The organism is Candidatus Chlorobium masyuteum, assembly GCF_011601315.1.
Classification (GTDB): Bacteria; Bacteroidota; Chlorobiia; order Chlorobiales; family Chlorobiaceae; genus Chlorobium; species Chlorobium masyuteum.
On sequence record NZ_JAAORA010000002.1, the window covers coordinates 98,642 to 118,278 of the forward strand.

Annotated in this window: 19 protein-coding genes; 9 read left to right on the forward strand and 10 right to left on the reverse strand. The window is 48.9% G+C overall.

Annotated features, from left to right (window positions below; all coding sequences use genetic code 11):
* Nucleotides 1–42: 42 nt before the first annotated feature.
* A complete protein-coding gene (locus tag G9409_RS04040) occupies nt 43–336 on the forward strand; it encodes a hypothetical protein (protein WP_166807554.1) in 294 nt (97 codons plus the stop codon).
* 43 nt (nt 337–379) lie between these two features.
* On the opposite strand, the gene G9409_RS04045 is transcribed toward G9409_RS04040, so the two are convergent.
* Together G9409_RS04045 and G9409_RS04050 are read right to left on the reverse strand one after the other, a co-directional pair.
* The gene (locus G9409_RS04045) at nt 380–610 is read right to left on the reverse strand and encodes a hypothetical protein (RefSeq protein WP_040432977.1); all 231 of its coding nucleotides are present in this window, start codon (nt 608–610) and stop codon (nt 380–382) included.
* A gap of 81 nt (nt 611–691) precedes the next feature.
* Complete coding sequence (locus tag G9409_RS04050) at nt 692–2,035, reverse strand: pentapeptide repeat-containing protein (protein WP_166807555.1); 1,344 nt, start codon at nt 2,033–2,035, stop codon at nt 692–694.
* A gap of 193 nt (nt 2,036–2,228) precedes the next feature.
* Here G9409_RS04050 and G9409_RS04055 point away from each other — a divergent pair, with 193 nt between their 5' ends.
* Complete coding sequence (locus G9409_RS04055; protein WP_166807556.1) at nt 2,229–2,930, forward strand: SDR family oxidoreductase; 702 nt, start codon at nt 2,229–2,231, stop codon at nt 2,928–2,930.
* An 88-nt stretch (nt 2,931–3,018) separates the two neighbouring features.
* On the opposite strand, the gene G9409_RS04060 is transcribed toward G9409_RS04055, so the two are convergent.
* From G9409_RS04060 to G9409_RS04090, 7 genes are all read right to left on the reverse strand, one after another.
* Nucleotides 3,019–3,378 carry a response regulator gene (locus tag G9409_RS04060; protein WP_166807557.1) on the reverse strand — a complete coding sequence of 120 codons (360 nt, stop codon included), beginning with the start codon at nt 3,376–3,378 and terminating at the stop codon, nt 3,019–3,021.
* A 5-nt stretch (nt 3,379–3,383) separates the two neighbouring features.
* Nucleotides 3,384–7,211 (reverse strand): PAS domain S-box protein, encoded by a 3,828-nt coding sequence (locus G9409_RS04065; protein WP_166807558.1) that lies wholly within the window; start codon nt 7,209–7,211, stop codon nt 3,384–3,386.
* A 249-nt stretch (nt 7,212–7,460) separates the two neighbouring features.
* Nucleotides 7,461–8,870 (reverse strand): sodium:solute symporter, encoded by a 1,410-nt coding sequence (locus G9409_RS04070; protein WP_166807559.1) that lies wholly within the window; start codon nt 8,868–8,870, stop codon nt 7,461–7,463.
* 78 nt (nt 8,871–8,948) lie between these two features.
* Entirely contained in the window at nt 8,949–10,112 is a 1,164-nt protein-coding gene (locus G9409_RS04075) for an exo-beta-N-acetylmuramidase NamZ family protein (RefSeq protein ID WP_166807560.1), read from the reverse strand.
* A gap of 13 nt (nt 10,113–10,125) precedes the next feature.
* Nucleotides 10,126–11,067 carry a sugar phosphate nucleotidyltransferase gene (locus tag G9409_RS04080; RefSeq protein ID WP_166807561.1) on the reverse strand — a complete coding sequence of 314 codons (942 nt, stop codon included), beginning with the start codon at nt 11,065–11,067 and terminating at the stop codon, nt 10,126–10,128.
* Entirely contained in the window at nt 11,064–12,068 is a 1,005-nt protein-coding gene (locus tag G9409_RS04085; RefSeq protein ID WP_166807562.1) for an aminoglycoside phosphotransferase family protein, read from the reverse strand. The genes G9409_RS04080 and G9409_RS04085 overlap by 4 nt, the downstream gene beginning before the upstream one ends.
* A 111-nt stretch (nt 12,069–12,179) precedes the next feature.
* On the reverse strand, nt 12,180–12,404 hold the full coding sequence (locus tag G9409_RS04090) for a hypothetical protein (RefSeq protein WP_006365671.1): 225 nt from the start codon (nt 12,402–12,404) through the stop codon (nt 12,180–12,182).
* Between the two features lie 428 nt (nt 12,405–12,832).
* Between G9409_RS04090 and G9409_RS04095 the strand changes: the two genes are divergently transcribed.
* The gene (locus G9409_RS04095; RefSeq protein WP_166807563.1) at nt 12,833–13,462 is read left to right on the forward strand and encodes a flavodoxin domain-containing protein; all 630 of its coding nucleotides are present in this window, start codon (nt 12,833–12,835) and stop codon (nt 13,460–13,462) included.
* 30 nt (nt 13,463–13,492) lie between these two features.
* Here G9409_RS04095 and G9409_RS12090 read toward each other — a convergent pair whose 3' ends face one another.
* Nucleotides 13,493–13,618: a hypothetical protein gene (locus G9409_RS12090; protein ID WP_006365786.1), complete on the reverse strand. Its 126-nt coding sequence runs from the start codon at nt 13,616–13,618 to the stop codon at nt 13,493–13,495.
* A 412-nt stretch (nt 13,619–14,030) separates the two neighbouring features.
* On the opposite strand from G9409_RS12090, the gene G9409_RS04100 reads away from it, so the two are divergent.
* The 6 genes from G9409_RS04100 (at nt 14,031) to G9409_RS04125 (ending at nt 19,629) form a co-directional block, all read left to right on the forward strand.
* Complete coding sequence (locus G9409_RS04100; RefSeq protein ID WP_166807564.1) at nt 14,031–14,375, forward strand: hypothetical protein; 345 nt, start codon at nt 14,031–14,033, stop codon at nt 14,373–14,375.
* 243 nt (nt 14,376–14,618) lie between these two features.
* On the forward strand, nt 14,619–15,242 hold the full coding sequence (locus tag G9409_RS04105) for a DUF1997 domain-containing protein (protein ID WP_166807565.1): 624 nt from the start codon (nt 14,619–14,621) through the stop codon (nt 15,240–15,242).
* Between the two features lie 209 nt (nt 15,243–15,451).
* Nucleotides 15,452–16,093, forward strand: coding sequence for a hydroxyacylglutathione hydrolase family protein (locus G9409_RS04110; protein ID WP_166807566.1), 642 nt, complete (start codon nt 15,452–15,454; stop codon nt 16,091–16,093).
* A gap of 203 nt (nt 16,094–16,296) precedes the next feature.
* Nucleotides 16,297–16,743, forward strand: a complete 447-nt coding sequence (locus tag G9409_RS04115; protein ID WP_166807567.1) for a CBS domain-containing protein — start codon at nt 16,297–16,299, stop codon at nt 16,741–16,743.
* Between the two features lie 136 nt (nt 16,744–16,879).
* Nucleotides 16,880–18,583, forward strand: a complete 1,704-nt coding sequence (locus tag G9409_RS04120) for an FAD-dependent oxidoreductase (protein WP_166807568.1) — start codon at nt 16,880–16,882, stop codon at nt 18,581–18,583.
* An 11-nt stretch (nt 18,584–18,594) separates the two neighbouring features.
* A complete protein-coding gene (locus G9409_RS04125) occupies nt 18,595–19,629 on the forward strand; it encodes a succinate dehydrogenase/fumarate reductase iron-sulfur subunit (protein ID WP_166807569.1) in 1,035 nt (344 codons plus the stop codon).
* Nucleotides 19,630–19,637 lie beyond the last annotated feature (8 nt).

Sequence of the window (19,637 nt, forward strand, 5' to 3'; positions counted from 1 at the left end):
TATAAAGTAATGTTCGCTTATTAAGCAGGAAAGGAGGTCCGGATGATTCAGTTCAAGGTTGGCGATTATATAGTTTACCATAAACCGAAATGCTCATTTTCACCGGGACCTCGTGCCAAGCAGATTTATCCGCTGGAACACGGGGAGGAATATCATTATGTCGTTGACAAGTTCTGGAAGGTTGTCAGCGTCAATAATGATGGAACCCTTGATGTTGTTACCCGAACAGGAAAACAGCACAGGCTGAATGCCGGTGACCCCAATATCAGTAAAGCCAGGATTCTCCAGCATCTTCTTTATCGGAAGCGTTTTCCCCAGATCAGCGAACAGCTCTGATTCCACTTTTCTTTTCATACAATAAAACCAGCGGGTGATTGTGTTATTCGTTTTCCCCTGCAGGTTCATTGCCCGTTCGCAGATAGTGGGCCTCTGTTTCATACCAAAGGGGCTTTTCATTGCGGAGCATACTCACTACCGCATGAAATTCAGCCGGGTCGGAGAATGAGTGGTTTTCAATCAATTGACTACTTGAGTCATAGATCGCAATTCTGCCGGTATGTTTATGCAGGTCCCATCTGCTGTAGTAACTTGCTACAAGAATGTTTGCCATGGTTTTGTCCCCCTCTTTTACAGGATTGTAAACCTCAACATATAACTGTCAGCCGGATTCACTGCTATTCCGGGTGTTCGCTTATTTCCTGTTTAGTATAAATTTTGCACCGTTCAGCGTTGCCCACTCCGCTGTTGCGGGTTTTCCTGACGGAAGTGTTGTGAGAGGAGATAGTGATGCATTTTTGAAATTGGCATCGGTAATGTTTGCACCTTTCAGATTTGCGCCTTCAAGATTTGCGCCTTCGAGATCGGCTTCAAAAAGTGATGCATGTTCAAGATTTGCATTCTGCAGATTCGCTCCGGTGAGTATTGTTCCGAAAAGAACTGCGTTTGAGAGGTTGGTATTGCTCAGGTCTGCCTCTTTGAGAAATGCGCGGTCAAGATTTGCACCCTGCAGATTTGCACCCTGCAGATGAGCCCCTTTCATATCGGCTTTATGGAAGTTGACATTGCTGAGATTTGCACCGGCCAGGTTAGCCTCATCCAGCGATGCGCTCTTGAAGCTTGATCCGGAAAGAGTGGCCCCTTGCAGATTCACTCCTTTCAGGCTTGACTCGTCGAGCTTTTCCTCTTTCATGGTTACCTCGAGATCTTTTTTTGTCCTGCGCATACGATTCCATGACTCAACATCCTCGATGACAAGTGCAGGCTGTTCATTACTTTTCGAACCCGATATGAGCGAAGAGGGTGCTGTGAGTGAACCGTGACTCTCCTTTTTTTCAGAAGGGGTGAACACCGGTGTCGTATAGGCTAAGGGGGAGCGCTCCGGTTCACGGACAAATTTAGCATTATGGAGCAGACTCCAGCGTAATGTGGCTCTATCTCCCGAAGGGAGGATGGTATTGTTTGACAGGACGGCACGCTCAAGACGGGCCTGTTCAAGGAATACCGCATCTTTCAGGTTTGCCCCCTTGAGGTTCGCGTTTTCGAGATTGGCTTCAAAGAGAACCGTGTTTGCCAGGTTCGCATCCCCCATATCGGCCTCTTCAAGCATGACCCATCTCAGGTTTGCACCCTGAAGATTTGCCCCTCTGAATATGGCTTCTTTCATGAATGAACCCTTCATATTTGCCTTTATCAGGCATGCGCCGGAAAGATCGGTGCCTTTCATGTCAGCTTTTTTAATAAAGGCCATCATGAGGTTTGCGCCCTTCAGGTTTGCCCTGTTGAGTTTTGAACCGCTGAGGTCAGAGCGAACAAGGAGGGCTCCACCCAGATTTGCTTCACTCAGATTGGCATCTTCAAGTACAGCCTTGTAGAGGTCGATGTTTGCTGCCGGTGAGGCAAGGCGCCAGCTGTTCCATTCGACAACGCTTTTTTTCAGTGCGTTCAGCGTCACCGTATCGTATGCCGCAGCACTATTGCCTGCTGAAACGACCAGACCAAAGCAGATCGTTGCGATCAGAGTGCCTTTGCGATTCATAGCTGCCTGATTAGTTGATTGGGTAGGCTCGTACTACAGCTCTCAACCTCTCTATCATGAGCGTTGGGCAGTAGCGAATGTAAAAAGTAATGAAATTACAAGAGAGTAGAGAAACTTAAATGCCGGAGAAAGGGTTCTCTCTATTAATACGTTATGCCATAATAATTTGATTTTAACTCTTTAAGGGGATATTATGAATGCTGAAAATAGATACAGCGGGAAAGTTCTTGTGGCCGGGGCAACGGGACGAACCGGTCAATGGGTGGTGAAGCGGCTGTTGCATTATGGTGTTCCAGTCAGAGTCTTTTGCCGTGACCGGGATAAAGCCGTGAGCCTTTTTGGCGAGAGCGTAGAGTCTGTCAGCGGGGTGATCCAGAGTGCCGCTGATATTGCTCTTGCGGTAAAGGGGTGCAGTGCGGTTATTTCAGCTCTTGGTTCCGGCTCCTATTCAGGGGAGTCCTCCCCCGCAGAGGTGGATCGTGATGGTGTAATGAGGCTTGTCGATGAGGCCTCCAAAGCAGGGGTAAAGCATTTTGCCCTTGTCAGCTCTCTGGCTGTGACCAGGTGGTATCATCCGCTCAATCTGTTTGCCGGTGTTCTGCTTAAAAAATGGGATGCCGAAGAGCATGTGAGAAAGGTATTCTCCGGCGCTGACCGCTCCTTCACCATAGTACGGCCGGGAGGTCTGAAAGATGGTGAGCCCCTGCTACACCGGCTCCATGTTGATACCGGTGACCGGTTGTGGAGCGGCTGGATCAACCGCTCTGATGTTGCGGAGCTTCTGGTTCTCTCGCTCTGGGTTGAAAAGGCTAAAAACAAAACCTTTGAGGTGATCAACGAGAGTGAAGAAAATCAGCAGAGTCTGGAGCCCTTTTATTCCATGATTCCAGAATAAAGTGGTTCAGAAACTTTTGCCGGTGCGGCATGCTGATATTTCGAGCCTTGACTGCTCTCTTTGCCGGCAACACTCCCGATGACGGTCGTTACAGGTTACTCAGGGCATCAAGCAGCTCCTTGCCTGTGAATGGTTTTTTCAGGGTGGAGTCTGCTCCGAGCGTATCGGCCAGAACCAGATAGTTATCCGGGCCGACTTTTCCTCCGCCCGAGATGGCCATGATTTTTATTGCCGGCAAAAGCGAGCGGATTTCAATGATCGTTTCCAGACCCTCTTTTTCAGGCATGATGAGGTCGGTTATCACCACAGAGATATCCTTGTGTTCCTGAAGCAGCTGAAGACCCTGGTTGCCGTCTCCGGCTTCAAAAACGGTATGGTTTTCCCTTGTGAGTGTGGTGACAATAAACTTTCTGACGTCGCCGTCATCGTCAATAACCAGAATTTTCATAATGATTAGTTAATGTGTGGTGTGTTTGACAGTACTTCGTTGATGATTGATGCAATTTGAGTCAGATTGATCGGTTTTTTCAGTATCCGCCTGATACCGTAGTTACTCAGTGCATTTGTGGGTTCGATATCTTTTCCGTAGCCGGTCATCAGGATTACCGGTGTCTCGCTGTTGATTTTATGGAGCTGATCAGCAAAATCAATACCGGTCATTTCGGGCATGGTCAGGTCGGTAATGACAAGATTGAACTGCTGCCATTTTTTCCGGAACAGTTCAAGCGCCTCAAGCGGTGAGTTTCTTGCTTCGATGCGGAATCCAAGCCTGGTCATCATAAGCGTCATCATCCTTAGCGTTGCCGGTTCATCGTCAACAAAGAGGATGTTCCCTTTCCCTTCAGGAGGAAGTTTGTGGCTTATGGTGTTTTCGGTTTTTTCATTGACCACCGGGAGATAGATGATAAATGTCGAGCCGACACCGGGCTGGCTTTCGACGGTGATCTCCCCATGAAAGCTTTTGATAATACCGTGGACAACCGAGAGTCCCAGTCCGGTGCCCTTTCCGACGGATTTTGTGGTAAAGAATGGTTCAAAGATTCGCTCCATTGTTGCCTCATCCATTCCTGTGCCGGTATCGGATATCCGCAGCTGCATATAGCTTTCAGCCTGAAGATTCGGGAGCATTTTATGCATATCGGAATCAGGTTTGATCTCCCTGAGTTCAATGGTAAGCACCCCGCCTCTCTCTTCCATTGCATGGAAGGAATTGGTGCACAGATTGACAATGATCTGATGAATTTGCGATGAATCGGCAAAAATATTCCGGCAGGATTGATCTATATCCTGCTCGATGCTGATTGTCGATGGAATCGATGGCCGGAGCAGTTTCAGTGCTTCTTCGATGACGGATTGTACCGATACAATATCGGGAGAGGATTCACTTGTTCTGCTGAAGGTAAGGATTTGTGCGACAAGATTTTTTGCTCTTTCTGCAGCCTTTGTGATCTCCGTGAAATACTCATGCATCGAATCCTCTCGGCCGCTGCAGAGCTCCCCCATTTCGGCATAACCGAGGATAGGGGTGAGAATATTATTGAAATCATGAGCAATTCCTCCGGCAAGCGTACCGATGGTTTCAAGCCGCTGGGTTTTGCGGAGCCTGGATTCCAGCTGAAGCTTCTCCTCCTGCGCCGTAATGCGGTCGGTGATGTCAAACAGAATCCCGTCAACGCCGCTGTACTGACCGTCGGAGGAGAAAACGGAGGTTTTGCGCTCCTCTATCCATCTCAATTCACCGTTTTTCATGACGATGCGGTAGATCAGGGCCTGTGATGTTTTGGTTGATCTAAGAGCCATGTTGGAAAGTGATACCGCATTGTGATCCTCGGGATGGATCATTGTGCCGGTTTCAAACAGATCCTTTTCAAGATCAGCAATGGTATAGTGAGCTTCAAAATCACCGCTCATTGAGAGCAGTGTCGTTTTCCCCTGCTCATTGGTTCGATAGACGGTTCCCGGAATATTGTCGATCAGGCTCTGGAACTCATTGACGATACGTTGCCGCAGTAAACTGGTTCTTACCGCTTCTTCAGCCGCTTTCAGCTCTGTGAGGTCGACGCCGATCCCCCGGGCGCCGGTTACTATGCCGTTTTGCATGATTGATGAAGCATAAAGCAGGACGGGAAACGTGTTTCCATCCTTTTTGATTGCATTGTACTCTTTGGTTATCGTGTGTGTAGTCCCGTTTATGACTGATTCAAAATCAATCAGCCATTTCTCATGATCTCCCGGAGGACAGAATTGAAAGAAGGAGAGCCCGAGATCAAGCTCGTTTTCGCTGGATCCGAAAATTTCAAATCCTTTCTGGTTTGAATAGGTGATACGCCCGCTTTTGTCAGTTTCAAACAGAGGAAGTGGAAGGAGCTCGGTCAGCTCCCTGAACCGTTTTTCACTCTCCTTCAATGCCAGCTCGGATCGCATTCGCTCGGAAACATCGCGGCTCATACCGAACAGTACCGGCTGACTGTTCCAGATCCCCGGTGTGACTTTGGTCTCGACAGGAATGCGAGTGCCACTCTTGGTTATCAGCGGAACCAGGCATGAAACCTCAGTTCCGGCAAGCATCCCTTCAATGTTCGCTTTTGCTTCAGCCTGTTGATCCTGGGGGTGAAAAGAGAGAACATGCAGGTTGTGCAGCTCTTCGGCGGTGTAGCCAAGCCGATTGCGCACATAGTCATTGGTGTGGATGACTTTGCCCTCCATGTTTACAATGAAGAGGAAATCTTCAACCGTGTTGAAGAGCGATTCAAGATTTATTTTTGCTGCCTCAATCTCTTTTTCATGATGGGCCTGCATGATGGCCGATCCGATATGGGAGGCAAGGGTTTCAAGCGCTATCCGGGAAAATTCAGGAATTTCGGTATGCGTGTGGGAGGCAATATTAAGGCAGGCAATGACCTCAGCCTTGAAAGAGATCGGGACGACAGCAATAGCCTGAAGCTTTTCTTCGCAAATGGCCGCATGCTTATTATAGATGAGGGTGCAGAAAGGCTGATAGATTGGATCCCCTTTCAGTATCAGTTGAACATTTGCTGAATCAAGGGGATAGGATGAGGCCTGTTCTATAAATGATTGCTGCAATCCCTGATGAAAGGCGAGGGATAGTGTCCCTTCCTGTTTGTTGACCAGATAAATGCCGCCGCAATCCATCCCGGAAGCTGAAATGGCCGCCTGAAGGCAGATCTGCAGGGTTTCCAGGAAGGATGAGCTTTGGTTCAGCCTGATGGCAAGGTCAAGCTCTTTCTGGATAAACTGCTCTATCTGCTTGCGCTGGAGTGCACTGGCAATGATGCCTCCGGCAAGTTTCAGCACCGAAATGATTTCGGGCAGCCACTCCCGCTCCTGTGATACGGCATCAAAACCGATATAACCGAATGGTGATGATCCTGCGATGAGGGGAATGACGATCAGCGATTTGATATCCTGTGCCTCCAGAATCTCTTTTTCTGCCGATGCCTCCGGCGGCATCTCCGAGATACGCGGAATATGGATGACCCTGTTGGTTTTGATATGATCCATCCACCAGGGAGCCATATCGGTCGGAATCTCCTGCAACTGATCGATCTGCGGTTCAATGCCTTCAGCGCACCATTCGTAGGAGTTGTCCATCAGCGTCAGCTCGTTCCGGAACTGGAAAATGTAGCTTCGGTCAGCCAGAACAAATTCACCGATGAGTCGGAGTGTGCTGTTGATCAGTTCATCAATTTTCTCATAGTGCAACGTGATGAACTGATTTGAGAGTTCTGATACAAGCTGCTCGAAATGCCGGCTCTCTTCAACAGCCCTCTCGGACTCCTTTTTTTGTGTGATGTTCTGATGGGAGCCGATCATCCGTACCGGATTGCCTTTCGCATCACGCTCGAACACCTTTCCCCGGTCAAGCACCCAGACCCAGTTGCCGAGTTTGTGACGCATCCGGGCTTTCATTTCATAATATTCGGTTTTACCGCTGAAATGATCTTCAAGGAGCTGGTTGGAGATCGAAAGGTCTTCCGGATGACATCGATCCACCCAGGTATTGATCGTTATCGGTTCAAGCTCCCCAAGGGTGAAACCGATCATGGCGGCCCACTCTTCATTCACGGCCAGTTTTCCGGTTTTGATCTCCCAGTCCCAGGAGCCCGCATGAGTTGCGTCCAGCACCCTCTTGAGGTTTCTTTCTGATTTTTCAAGAGTTGAGGCTCTCTTTTCAAGCTCGGTCAGATTTTTTCTGAGCGCCTCATTCTCCCTATGAAGCCGTTCCTGTTCGCTGAACAACTCCGCTTTTTCTTTATTCATGAGCAGTAACGGTTTCAACTGTGCAATGGCAACTCCCGGCAATCCAGTTCTGAACGGTTCAGTTGCCCGGTCCAAAATGGAAAAGAGTGAAAGTATGTCGTACATACCGGAAATTCTGGCATGCAGGGATGGAGGCGCTTGAGGTCACAATTCTGTGCTTGATGGCTTTTCTGTTTGCGCCGGTTCACTTCATGAAACCGTTATGTGGCGCATCTTGTCAAAGATAGTTGTTTCTTTGAATATAAGGTATTATTGAGATGCCTGATCTTTTTTGCTGAAGAAGATCAGATCCACGCCTATTGTTACCAGCAAATTTACCAGAACTGAAACAGAGATATACCATGTCCATGCAAGTCCCATAAATTTGAGTACAAAGACGATGCCCATGCTCGCAATCAATCCGGCGCCCAGACTTGCTGCATGAAAGTTGCGTTTGCTTTTTGACAGGAGAAAGAGTCCCAGCAGACCGCCATAGGTAAACGATGCTATTTCCAGCCCGACCATAACAATAGCATTGCTGCCGGTATCAAACAGTAACGCTATGATGATCAGCAGCACCGCCCAGAAGAGTGAGATTACCCTTGAAAAGCCAAGCGAACCCTTTCCTCCGAGGATATCGTTGACTGTTGAAGAGGCCAGAGAGTTGATTGCCGAGCTGTGCGTTGACATTGCGGCAGATAATACTCCGGCGATCAGCAGCCCTTTCAGTCCGGCCGGAAGATGGTGAACAATAAAAAAGGCGAATTCCCGGTCTTTTTCCATTGGCGCGTCGTGCATGAAAACCGAGATGAGGGAGCCTGCAAACAGAAAAACAGAGAACTGGAAAAAAACGAAAAACCCGCTGCCGATCATCGCTTTTCTTGCCGATCGCAGATCCTTGCAGCCGAGCACACGCTGTACCATCATGTAATCAACTCCGTGAGACGAAAGTGAGAGGAGAATGCCGCCGATAAAGGCACTGATAAAGGTGAGCGGATTGGTTAAAATATGGGGATCGGTGTTGATGATGTTCAGTTTTCCGGCTGCCAGGAGTGAGCTTATTATTGACGGGAGTCCCTGGTCTATGCTTTGGAGAAGGAATACAATTGAAAGAATGCCGCCGAGGAGATAGAGGCTGAACTGGAAGCTTTCAAGCCAGACAACGGCCTTGATTCCGCCGGAAAGGGTATAGACAAGCGTGACAACACCGATAATCATGACCGCAAGCGGAAGTGACCATCCGGTGACAACCTGTACGACAACACCTGCCGCAAGAAACCTGATGGCATCGCCGAGAGTCCTGGTAACAAGAAAAACGATGGCGGCCACTTTCTGCATGCCCGGGCCGTAGCGTAAGCCGATAATCTCATAAATGGAGCTGACCCCATGCTTGAAGTACATGGGCAGAAGAATAAGGCTGACAAGGACTCTGCCGACAATGTAGCCCATGGCAAGCTGAAGGAAGGTCCAGTCACCCCGGTAGGCAAGGCCGGGAACACTGACAAAGGTCAGAACCGAGGTCTCGGATGCTACAATGGAGAGCATTGAGACTATCCAGGGCAGATTATGGTTGCCGAGAAAATAGTCTTTACTGCTTTTATTGCTTTTTCCATGCCAGAGACCGAAGAGTGTATTGCCTGCCAGAAAGAGGACGATGATTGCAAGATCGATTGGCTGCATGGTCTGAATATTCCGGGGAGGTTAGTAAAAAAGGGTTCGTTGATGGAAGGTTAACAAATCAGGGCATCTTCCCGCATATTAATCATAAAGATGGAACTGCTGCTTATCCTGTTGAAAGCTCTTTTCATCATCCTGCCATGATGCAGGCAAGCTGACAGGTTCCACTCCGCTCTGTATGGAGGTGCGAATGGTGCTGTTTCCTGCCAGAAGATCAAATGCCGGAATGGTGTCGTTGAACTCGTATACGCCTCTTAAAAACCGGAGCTGCTCGCCATAGTGCGTCTGAAGGGCTGCGGTCATGGCCACCGCGGTTGCGAATGACCTGAACCGGGCATGATCGGTTACCTGCAGCCAGATTCCGCCGCACACTTCACCCGAGAACTTGTGAAATGTCGGCTTGTACCATGTCGGGCGGAAAAGAACTCCTTCGAGCCCGTATTTCCGGCACTGCCGGGCAAGCTCTTCAGGGTTGATGAATGGCGCGCCGGAAAGCTGAAACGGAGTGGTGGTTCCTCTGCCTTCCGAGATGTTCAGCCCCTCAAAGAGGCACATACCGGGGTAGACCTCGGCAGTTGCAAATGTCGGCATGTTCGGGGATGGCGGAATCCAGGGCAGGCCGGTTTCAGGAAAAAGCATGGAGCGCTGCCACCCCTCCATTTTCATGACGGTGAGGTTCAGATCAAGCTTTTTGAAATCCCGGTAGAGCAGCGCCAGCTCTCCGGCGGTCATGGCGTGCCGGACCGGAACGGGGAAAATGCCCACAAATGATTTAAATTCCATATCGAGCATCGGGCCTTCTACAATCGTGCCCCCGAGGGGGTTCGGGCGGTCAAGCACCATGATCTCGGTCTCTTTTCCGGAAAGAACCTCCATGAAGAGTGCAAGGGTGTTGACGTAGGTGTAGTACCGGGAGCCGACATCCTGAATATCGAAGAGTATCAGGTCGAGATCGTCGAGGAGTGAGCGGTCGGGAAGCAGCGTTTCGGTCGAGTCGCCATAGAGGCTGACCACTTCACAGCCAAGCTCCGGCTGGTAATCGACAGCAATCTGGTCCTGTTCGGTAGCAAAGAGCCCGTGTTCCGGCGAAAAAATTCGCTCTATCCTGATCCCGTTTTCCTTCAGGCGGTTCCATGAGTATTGCAGATCAGGTGTAACGGAGCTCTGATTGACAATCAGGCCGACTCTCCGGTTTCGAAACCTTGCAATCTCTCTGAGCAGCATATCCAGTCCTGTTGCTACCATGTTCTGTCCTGTTTTAGTTGGGATTGCCCATTATAGTGGTATGAAAGGGGTCGACCACGGAGTTGATGATGGTTGTTCCCGTCCTGACTTCGGTTTCAGGCAGCAGCACCGAATCGGTTATGGTACACCCCGGACCGATTTTGCATCCTCGTCCAATGACCGAGCCTGAAATCAGGGCATCCGGGCTGATTTCAGCTGAGGGTGAAATCCTGTGCGGCTCCATGCCGATCGCTCGTTTCATGGGGGCGGCCATCCGGGAAATAATCGACTCCCGGTCAAGATTGGCTTTCCAGTAGTTCGCCATGGTACCGATATCCATCCATACCCCTTCATGCTGATAGTAGCTCAGCCCACCGTTATCGACAAGCCCGGTAAATCCGGTATCGACAATTCCCGAGAAGCCGTTTTGCAGATAGCTGAATATTTCCGGAGTCAGTACCGCTGTTCCGGTATAGATAAAAGAGGAGACGAGGCCGGAATTGCGAAGGTTCCGAAAATCCTTTACCAGCCCATCTTCAATGCCTATATACCCTATGGATGCGGCTTCGGGTGTTTCAAAAAGGGTAAGGGTTCCGGCTCGTTTTGATTGCCGGTGATGTGCTATAAGAGCGGTGAAATCTATATCGGTGATAATATCACTGTTGACGAGAATAAATTCACTGTCGCCAAGCAGCTTTTCGCACTTTTTCAGCCCACCTCCGGTTCCCAGAATTACCGGTTCTTCTGAAAAAGATATCTCAAGATCACTCAGCTTGCTTGAATCGATAAAACGCCTGATCGTATCGGCATGGTGGTGTGTGTTGCAGATAATCTCCCTGATCCCCGCCTGCTTCAACAGATAAAAGGTATAGAACAGGCATGGAATGTTGAGAACCGGAATCAGAGGTTTCGGGATATGATCGGTCAGTGGTTTCAGCCTGGTCCCGAAACCCGCAGCAAGGACAAATGCTTTCATTGCCTGTTTTCTTCAATAATTGCATGCAGGAGTTTTCCCGCCTTTTTCAGCTCGGCTCTTGCGTCGATATAATCAGGGAGGTAACGCAGTGTTGGTGCTATGGAGTGCTCAAACGTACTGTTTTTTTTGACCCTGGTCTGGTAGCAGAAGGTGCCTATTGCCTTGATATTGCGCTGAAAAGCCATGATATCAAAATAATAAAGGTATTCGTCAAAGCTCATTGATGTCACGCCGCCAAGCCGGAGTTCATTATAGTGGAGGGCTTTCAGCTCTTCGGTGAGATCCGGCTGAAGTGTGACGTAGGAGTCTCGCAGCAGCGAGACGGCATCATATTGCGGAAGCCCCATACGGGCATCCTGAAAATCAATAATCACCGGTTTGCCCTGGTGAATCAGTATGTTTCGGCTGTGAAAATCCCGATGGTTCAGCACAAAGTGCTCTGGTTTGACGAGTATCGCTGCAATGGTTTCAAATTCACTGCGCAAGCTGCCAATCAGATTCGAGTCCATTTGTGGAGCAAAATAGTCAAGCAGGCAGTGGGTGATAAAGAAATCAAATTCAAACATGAGTTTTTCGCGGTCAAAACTGATGTTGAACGGAATCTTCTTCTGATCACCACGGATTGACTGGAGCCGGATGAGCGTCCTGATAATCTCCCGGTACCGGCCGGGAATTGTTTCTGCAGCCGGTGAACCGAAAAGATTCTGAAGCAGCTGGTCTCCGCAGTCTTCAAGAAGGAGCAGCCCTTTTTTTTCATCAACAGCAATGACTTCCGGAACAGGAATAGCGTTTCTGCTGAACAGTGCGTGCATTACAAGAAAAGCATACTCCTCTTTTGCCGTCTGTTCAAATGCAGGATCGTAGCAGGCAATTACGGTATTGCCCGGTTCTGTAACTCTGAAATATTGACGACTTGATGCATCGCCCTGAATTTTTGTGATTGAGAGGCTCTTGCGGGATCCGGATGCGAAGAGTGAAGCGATATTATCCGTTATGGTCATGCGGCAACGGTCTCGGGGTGTCGTTATAACAGTCAGAAATCAATTGAGGAATGCAAAAAAAAAGCACCCTATGCGGTATGCATAAGGTGCTTTTTCAGGAAATTCAAGCGCTTACTTTTTAGGAGCAATAGCTGCTGAAATGTTCTGCAAAACCTGGTTGAAGGTGTTCAGGAGGTTTCCAACAAGGTCGGTAGCTGTTTTACCAAGAGGCTCGATCAGCTGGGTTGCAGTTTTGATGCCGTTGTTCAGGATTTCAATCTGCTGCTGTCCAAGTTTACCGACGGTATCGAGCAGGTTGCTGATTGCGCCTGATACATCGTTTGATCCGTTTGACATGGCTGTTATTGTTTAGGTTTATTGAAAGAGGTATGGTTTAAAAACTGATTCCGCTATTTACTTACGGATTTTAATCAAGTTAAAACATTTTACTTTGTAGAGCAAATAGAAAAAAGGTCAGAACAGCTTCTTGCCCTTTTCCTGCCGAACATCAACCCTCCGCCTTACGGGTTGTTCGGGGATCCTCTTTTTGCTCTGTCGTCCTTCAATAGTGTTTAACCGTATAAAAAGAATCAATGCTTGAGATGCTTTATTAGTTGCACATTCCGGGTTTGTGCCGGTTTGCTTCGGCTATTTTTGGGTGCTGCACTGCTTGTTGAACTGTTTTATGTGATATATTACCACACCACACAAAAAAACATAAACAGCGTTAAGCGGATGCGGAGTGTTTTCGCTGTTTCATAGAGCAACATTTATCCTTTTTGTTGATGAGAGCTGTTATTTTATATGATAGCAAAACTGCCGGAGGTTCTACAGAGGCAATTATCGACTCAATCGGTCAGCAGCTTGCAGAGTCCGGTGCCTATGTTGAAAAAGCGAAATGCAAGGCGATGGCCGATTACAGTTTCGTCAGGGAGTTTGATATTGTCATACTCGGCGCACCGGTCTACTATTTTCTTGTCTCTTCCCAGCTTCTTGCGGCACTGATACAGGGAAATCTTAAAAAGAATCTGAGGCGAAAAAAAATCGCACTCTTTCTCACCTGCGGCAGCCCTGACACCCTGGCTGCAGTACTCTATTTACCGCAATTGAAAATTCATCTGGTGCGGAACCGGATACTTGCGGAAAAAATCATTCCGCCGGGAGCACTTTCAGAGAGTGAGACTATTGAAGAGTTTGTTGATGACCTTCTTTACGAGTATGAGAAAACGCTGAAAGAGGGGCGCGCATCGCACCCTGTTGAATGGAGTGATGATGCCCTTGGGTTGCTGCACTCCATTCCATCATTCATGCAGGGCAAGATCAAGGCGGTAGCAGAGGAGTATGCAGCGGAGACGGGGTGTCGGGAAATTACTGTTGCCGTCCTGATGGCGGCCAAAGATGAGATGCAGGGATGACGCAACAATTTTCATCCCCTGGAGGCCGGATTATTTTGTTTTTTTATCCGATTGCTGCTTCCCGATAAACTTGTTGAGAAGCATGACAATAAACACACCCGAAACAAAAAAGAGTACCGGTGCATACAGTGTTGTGTACTTGACTGTTTCTTCCATGGTTGTTTGAGCGTTTGTTTATGTCGTAGTGATGTTCTTTTGCTTTTATTGCGTTCGCAGGGAGATTTTTTCGCAGACTCTCTTGTGATACAAACGGCCTGTTTGCAACATTAAGGAATTTATCGGAATTTTCAGTTACGCTCAAGGCGATATTTTTCAGTTCATGATGTTTTCCCGCTCACTGGCGGGCAGCATCAGGTGACGATATCTCCCTTGCCGGTCATGCCCGAAAAAGCGGTTGATTCGTTATCTGATTCTACAGCTGTCAGCTTCTGCGTATTTTTGAGGAGAGAGACTCCTGGCTGAGGTTCGGAGCTCGTATTGATCGATATTGAAGTTATCCGGGTGTATGACGATTATCCGGCCACCTTCATCAAGAACGCTATTCTCAACCCTAAACGGTATTACTCCTATGGCACAAGAAAAAAAAGGCGGATTTTTTTCCTTTTTTAAAAAACGCGCACTCACCCCTGAGCCTGCAGCAGCTCCTGCAGCGGCAGAGGCGCAAACAACCCGGACACAAAGTTCCGTCCCGTCAGTGCGTACGGAACAGCCGAAACCGGCGGTGGTCCCGAAGCCTGCTGCGGCAAATGTGCAATCAGAAGAGGGGGGTGTTGACACCATTGCCTCATTTACACTTCTTTGCCAGGCGCTGGTTGATATCAACCGTTCACAGCTCAAAATGGTTGATCTGGCTCTGACGACACTTGCAGGCTCAATCAACACTATTGCGGATGCGCTGAAGCCTAAATCATGAATTCAGTTTTGGATTGCAGCTCCATAGCGGTCACGGTCAGTGGTCAATGTGACTTCTGTATGGCAGGGAGATGAGCCTTTTCTCTCTTTAAAAATGCGCAATCAATTGAAGAGAACGGATCTGCCTGCAGAGCTGTTTTTTCTGAAATCGCACGCATGCATTCAGGAACTCTCTATGGGGTAAGGGCGTTAAAAAATTCCACAAGTGTTGTCTGATGAGTTTCTCAATTATTTTGGTTTTATCATGGAAGTAGTAGGTAAAAGTACTGTGCATATCGTCCTTGATTCATGCCTGCATGAATCAACCATATATTTTTCGGATCACGAAAAACTGCTCAAGTGTAATCCGTATTGCAGTAATGTGAAATATCACGTTGATCTCGATATTTTTCAGTGGGTTTTTCAGGTTAATGATCCCCGGAACAATCCGATTACAGCGGTCTTTTTTGTCCGTCAGCATGAAGAGAGCATCACGGTTGACGACAGCTATGGGCAGAAATTTGTATCGAGACTGAAACCCGGAATACATCTCGACGGAAAAGGCAAAAGAATCCGCTGGGAGGCGGTTCATGACTATCCCGAATTTGATGCGGTGGGCCCTAATACCTTTATCGGCAAGGCAAGTTCCGAGATTTGTCTGCTGCATCACAAGGATAACCGGACATCAGTTTTTTTTGATACCGATATAGCACTTGATTTTGAGATCTCCTTTCCCTTGAACCTTATGCCGGAAGGAATACTCAAGTTCATGAGTGATGCGATCATGTCACAAATCATGCAGCAGGCGACCGAAAGCATGCTCTGTCAGGTGCAGTCGGATATCTGCTGCACCTCTGCGGAGTCAGTAGTGGCGGGGGCCGGAAAATAACTTCCGGCTTCTCCTCTCTCCTGTGTCGACGTGCGCCTCGTTTTTTCTGACGGGTGACGATCACTCCGGCACTCTCTTCAGACCTGAAAAAGGGTTGCGACCGGCTGAATGGATTGAGAGGGGTGCCGTGAGCCCGAACTGAACCCGGTCGTCGTTACCGGGGATTTTCTTATGCAGAGTGAAAAAATGGTCTGATTGCCAGAGAGCCTATGATTGCAGAACAGTTCCGTACGGGCGGTGACAGGAACTTCGGTTATCTTGTTGCCGATGAAGTTTCGGGTGAAGCGCTGGTGATTGATGCATCATTTGATACCTCCTCGATTGTCCGGTTTGCCGAAGAGCATGGTTTTGTCATCCGGTATGTATTTTCAACCCATGGCCATGACGATCATACCAATGGCAACGGGGCGATCAGGCGCCTTACCGGTATTGTTCCGCTGCTTTACGGCGATACCTGCCCCCGGACAGGAGTCAGGGTTGAGGATGCGGCCTGTTTTTCTCTCGGCACCCTTGAAGCCCGAATTCTTTATACTCCCGGTCATACTCCGGATTCCATCTGCATTCTTGTCGGTGATGCCCTTTTTACCGGTGACACGCTCTTCACCGGAAAGGTCGGAGGCACGGTCACCCGTGCCCAGGCTCTTGAAGAGTACAACTCCCTGCATGAGAAGCTCCTGTGCCTGCCGGATACCACAAAAGTCTGGCCCGGTCACGATTACGGGAACGCACCGCACTCTTCCATCGGCATTGAACGCCGCTCCAATCCCTTTCTTCTTCAGCCCGATTTCAATGCATTTCTTGCCCTGAAACATAACTGGGCGGAGTATAAAAAAATGCACGGTATTGCATAATTCCCTCTTTTGCCCGGGGCTGTTTTTGCAATTGTGTGGATTTTTTTTATAAATTGAAAGTTCTTGCGCCAACCTTACGGGTGATATTGTGGCGTTCCCGCCTTTTTTAGCTTTCGGTCATGAAATTGGTGCCCTGTTATGCTGTCTGATAGATAATAAGAGGGTATTGAGGTGTTTTATTAATCATAAGTAACCTGATAACTATGGATCAGCTTATAACCTTGCGTACGCTGCCGGTATCCGCCCTTATGCAGAAAGAATTTCATAAAATCAAAGGAAGCTGTACGGTTGCCGAGGCGCTTCAGATTATGAAAAAAAGCTCCGAGAGCGGCCTGCTTGTCGAGCCCCGTAACGAAGATGACTGTTATGGTATCGTTACCGAAAAGGATATCCTTGAAAAAGTGATCGATCCGGGTGAAGATGTCCATCGCGACCCCTGGAACACCCCTGTATTTCAGATCATGAGCAAGCCTCTGATCAGTGTTAATCCCGGCCTCAGAATAAAGTATGCCCTCCGTCTGATGAAAAGAACCAATATCAGACGTCTTACCGTCATGGAAGGCAACAAGGTTGTCGGTGTGCTCAATATGGCCGATGTGCTTCACGCAGTTGAGGAACTTCCGGTCCATGACGATCATGTCGCCCTGTAGCAGTCAGGTTCTCTGAAACTGCTTTCTTCGGTTTTACCATAAAGAACATTTCAATGAACGGGCTTTCGGCTGCGGCTGTGCCCGTTCATTTAATCAGTGGGGCTTGCCTGACAGCTTCATAAGGAGATTTGAGCGAATGAAACCATTTGATATCGTTATTGTCGGAGGCGGTGGTGCCGGTCTTTATGCCGCTATGGAGGCAATGAAAACCAATCCCGCACTGAATATCGCCGTGCTTTCCAAGGTCTATCCCAACCGTTCGCATACCTCTGCGGCACAGGGTGGCGCCAATGCGGCTCTTGCCAACAAGGCAAAGGACGATACGGTAGAAATGCATATTTTCGATACCATCAAGGGTAGCGATTATCTTGCTGATCAGGATGCTGTAGAGGTGCTCTGCAGTGAAGCGCCCAAAATTATCCGGGAACTTGAAAATATCGGGACTCCATGGTCAAGGCTCGATGACAATACCATTGCCCAGAGGCCATTCGGTGGTGCCGGGCGTCCGAGATGCTGCTACTGCGCAGACAAGACAGGCCATACCATTCTCCAGACCCTTTACGAACAGTGCCTGAAAAAAGGGGTGATATTTTTCAATGAATATTTTGCTCTCAACCTCTCCGTCAACGGAAGTCGTTCAAAGGGGTTGATCGCTATGAACATGAAGACCGGTGCGGTTGAGGCTTTTCCTGCAAGAACCGTGATTTTTGCAACAGGCGGCTATGCCAAGATGTACTGGAACCGGTCGAGCAATGCTGCTGGTAATACCGGTGACGGCCAGGCTATCGCCTACCGGGCAGGTATTCCGCTGAAAGATATGGAGTTTGTCCAGTTCCATCCCACCGGTCTGAGAAAGAGCGGCCTGCTTGTTACCGAAGGCGCCAGAGGTGAGGGCGGCTATCTGCTCAACAAGGATGGTGAGCGTTTTATGTCACGATATGCACCCGAAAAGATGGAGCTTGGCCCCCGGGACCTTGTATCCCGCTCACTTGAAACGGAAATTCTCCAGGGCAGAGGTTTTGACAGCCCCGCAGGAAAATATATCCATCTCGATCTTACCCATCTCGGTGCTGATCTGATCAAGTCAAGGCTTCCCCAGATACGTGAGATGGCTATGAATTTTGAGGGAGTTGATCCCATTCTGGAGCCGATTCCTGTCCGCCCGACCGCCCACTACTCCATGGGCGGGATTGATACTGATAATTACGGACGCACGGTGATGGAAGGTGTTTACGCCGCCGGTGAGTCAGCCTGTGTTTCAGTTCACGGTGCAAACCGGCTTGGAGGGAACTCACTGCTTGATATCCTTGTCTTCGGCCGTATTGCCGGTCATAGTGCAGCGCTGGAAGCAAGAAAATTCGAGCCGGCAGCGATATCGGAAGATGAGGTCAAGGATCAGCTCGCAGAGCTCCGGAGCAGCATGCAGCCATCCGGTCACTATGAGCGGTATGGCGAACTGCGTGAAGAGCTTGGTCAGACCATGGCGGCCAATGTCGGCATCTACCGTGAATCTTCCCTTTTGAAGAAGGGGATAGCGGAGGTTGCGGAACTGAAAGAGCGGTTCAAAAAAGTGAGGGTTTCTGACAGCAGTGATGTGTTCAATACCAATCTTTTGCAGGTGCTGGAGCTGAAAAATATGCTCGATCTGGCTGAAACCGTTGCTGCCGGTGCCTTTGCCCGCGAAGAGAGTCGGGGTTCACATACCCGGACAGATTTTCCGACGAGGGATGATGAAAAATGGCACAAGCACACCATGGCAACCCTGATAGACGGTCACGTTAAACTCGGTGAAAAACCGGTCACTATGGGTCGCTATGAACTCCAGGAAAGAACCTATTAACTATTTCGCTTATGACGGTGTCTACAGATCAGCATAAAGAGGGAAAAAGAGATGTAACCTTCCGGGTTTTCCGATTTAACCCGCAGGTTGACAGCAAATCCTATTTTGACGATTATACCATTCCTGTCGAAAGAGGTATTACAGTCCTTCGTGCATTGAACTACATCAAGGAGCATGTCGATGCCTCGGTCAGTTTCCGGGCATTCTGTCAGGCAGGTATTTGTGGATCGTGCGGTATGCGCGTGAACGGAATTTCAATGCTGGCCTGCACTACCCAGGTATGGGATATGCTCGCCAAGTCGAAGGAGGAAGGTGTAATAAGGGTTGAACCGTTACGCAACCTGCCCCTCATCAAGGATCTGATTGTCGATATGGATCCTCTTGTCGACAAGATGAAGCACTACTCAAACTGGGTGGACTCCACCATGCCCGAGAGTGAGATGGGTAAAAAGGAGTTTCTTGTTTCCGAAGAGGAGTTTCTGAAATATGACAAGGCAACCGACTGCATTCTCTGTGCATCATGTGTTTCCGAGTGCAGTATCCTTAGGGCCAACAAGGAGTATGTCTCCCCGGCCGTACTGCTGAAATCCTACCGGATGAATGTTGATACCAGGGATTCCATGCATGATCTCCGTCTTGCCGAACTGGTCAAGGATCACGGTGTATGGGACTGTACCCACTGTTACCGCTGTCAGGAGTCCTGTGTGAAAAGCATTCCGATCATGGATGCCATCCACGGCATACGCGAAGATGCGCTTGAGAGCAGGGGTATGAAGGATACCAGCGGAGCCAAGCATGCTGAAGCCTTTATGTCGGATATTGAAAAGAAAGGCAAACTGGTTGAAGCTACCCTGCCGTTCCGGACCAATGGTGTGCTCTGGACGATGCAGAACCTTCTTCCTATGGCTGTTAAAATGATCCTGAAACGGCGTACCCCGCCACCTCCTCCGATGGTCAAACCATCCAAAGGAATAAAGGCTTTCAGGAGCGAGTTCAGAGAGATGAGCGAGCATGTGAAGCAGGATCATAAATCTCATAAAAAATAATCGGGGGA

Excerpts from the sequence above, each read along its gene's own strand:
- G9409_RS04110 (WP_166807566.1), top strand. The coding sequence starts at position 15,452 with ATGATTGCAGAACAGTTCCGTACGGGCGGTGACAGGAACTTCGGTTAT.
- G9409_RS04095 (WP_166807563.1), top strand. The coding sequence starts at position 12,833 with ATGAGAGCTGTTATTTTATATGATAGCAAAACTGCCGGAGGTTCTACA.
- G9409_RS04105 (WP_166807565.1), top strand. The coding sequence starts at position 14,619 with ATGGAAGTAGTAGGTAAAAGTACTGTGCATATCGTCCTTGATTCATGC.
- G9409_RS04070 (WP_166807559.1), bottom strand. The coding sequence starts at position 8,870 with ATGCAGCCAATCGATCTTGCAATCATCGTCCTCTTTCTGGCAGGCAAT.
- G9409_RS04055 (WP_166807556.1), top strand. The coding sequence starts at position 2,229 with ATGAATGCTGAAAATAGATACAGCGGGAAAGTTCTTGTGGCCGGGGCA.
- G9409_RS04060 (WP_166807557.1), bottom strand. The coding sequence starts at position 3,378 with ATGAAAATTCTGGTTATTGACGATGACGGCGACGTCAGAAAGTTTATT.
- G9409_RS04045 (WP_040432977.1), bottom strand. The coding sequence starts at position 610 with ATGGCAAACATTCTTGTAGCAAGTTACTACAGCAGATGGGACCTGCAT.
- G9409_RS04100 (WP_166807564.1), top strand. The coding sequence starts at position 14,031 with ATGGCACAAGAAAAAAAAGGCGGATTTTTTTCCTTTTTTAAAAAACGC.
- G9409_RS04090 (WP_006365671.1), bottom strand. The coding sequence starts at position 12,404 with ATGTCAAACGGATCAAACGATGTATCAGGCGCAATCAGCAACCTGCTC.
- G9409_RS04050 (WP_166807555.1), bottom strand. The coding sequence starts at position 2,035 with ATGAATCGCAAAGGCACTCTGATCGCAACGATCTGCTTTGGTCTGGTC.
- G9409_RS04065 (WP_166807558.1), bottom strand. The coding sequence starts at position 7,211 with ATGAATAAAGAAAAAGCGGAGTTGTTCAGCGAACAGGAACGGCTTCAT.
- G9409_RS12090 (WP_006365786.1), bottom strand. The coding sequence starts at position 13,618 with ATGGAAGAAACAGTCAAGTACACAACACTGTATGCACCGGTACTCTTT.
- G9409_RS04125 (WP_166807569.1), top strand. The coding sequence starts at position 18,595 with ATGACGGTGTCTACAGATCAGCATAAAGAGGGAAAAAGAGATGTAACC.
- G9409_RS04085 (WP_166807562.1), bottom strand. The coding sequence starts at position 12,068 with ATGACCATAACGGATAATATCGCTTCACTCTTCGCATCCGGATCCCGC.
- G9409_RS04075 (WP_166807560.1), bottom strand. The coding sequence starts at position 10,112 with ATGGTAGCAACAGGACTGGATATGCTGCTCAGAGAGATTGCAAGGTTT.
- G9409_RS04120 (WP_166807568.1), top strand. The coding sequence starts at position 16,880 with ATGAAACCATTTGATATCGTTATTGTCGGAGGCGGTGGTGCCGGTCTT.
- G9409_RS04040 (WP_166807554.1), top strand. The coding sequence starts at position 43 with ATGATTCAGTTCAAGGTTGGCGATTATATAGTTTACCATAAACCGAAA.
- G9409_RS04080 (WP_166807561.1), bottom strand. The coding sequence starts at position 11,067 with ATGAAAGCATTTGTCCTTGCTGCGGGTTTCGGGACCAGGCTGAAACCA.
- G9409_RS04115 (WP_166807567.1), top strand. The coding sequence starts at position 16,297 with ATGGATCAGCTTATAACCTTGCGTACGCTGCCGGTATCCGCCCTTATG.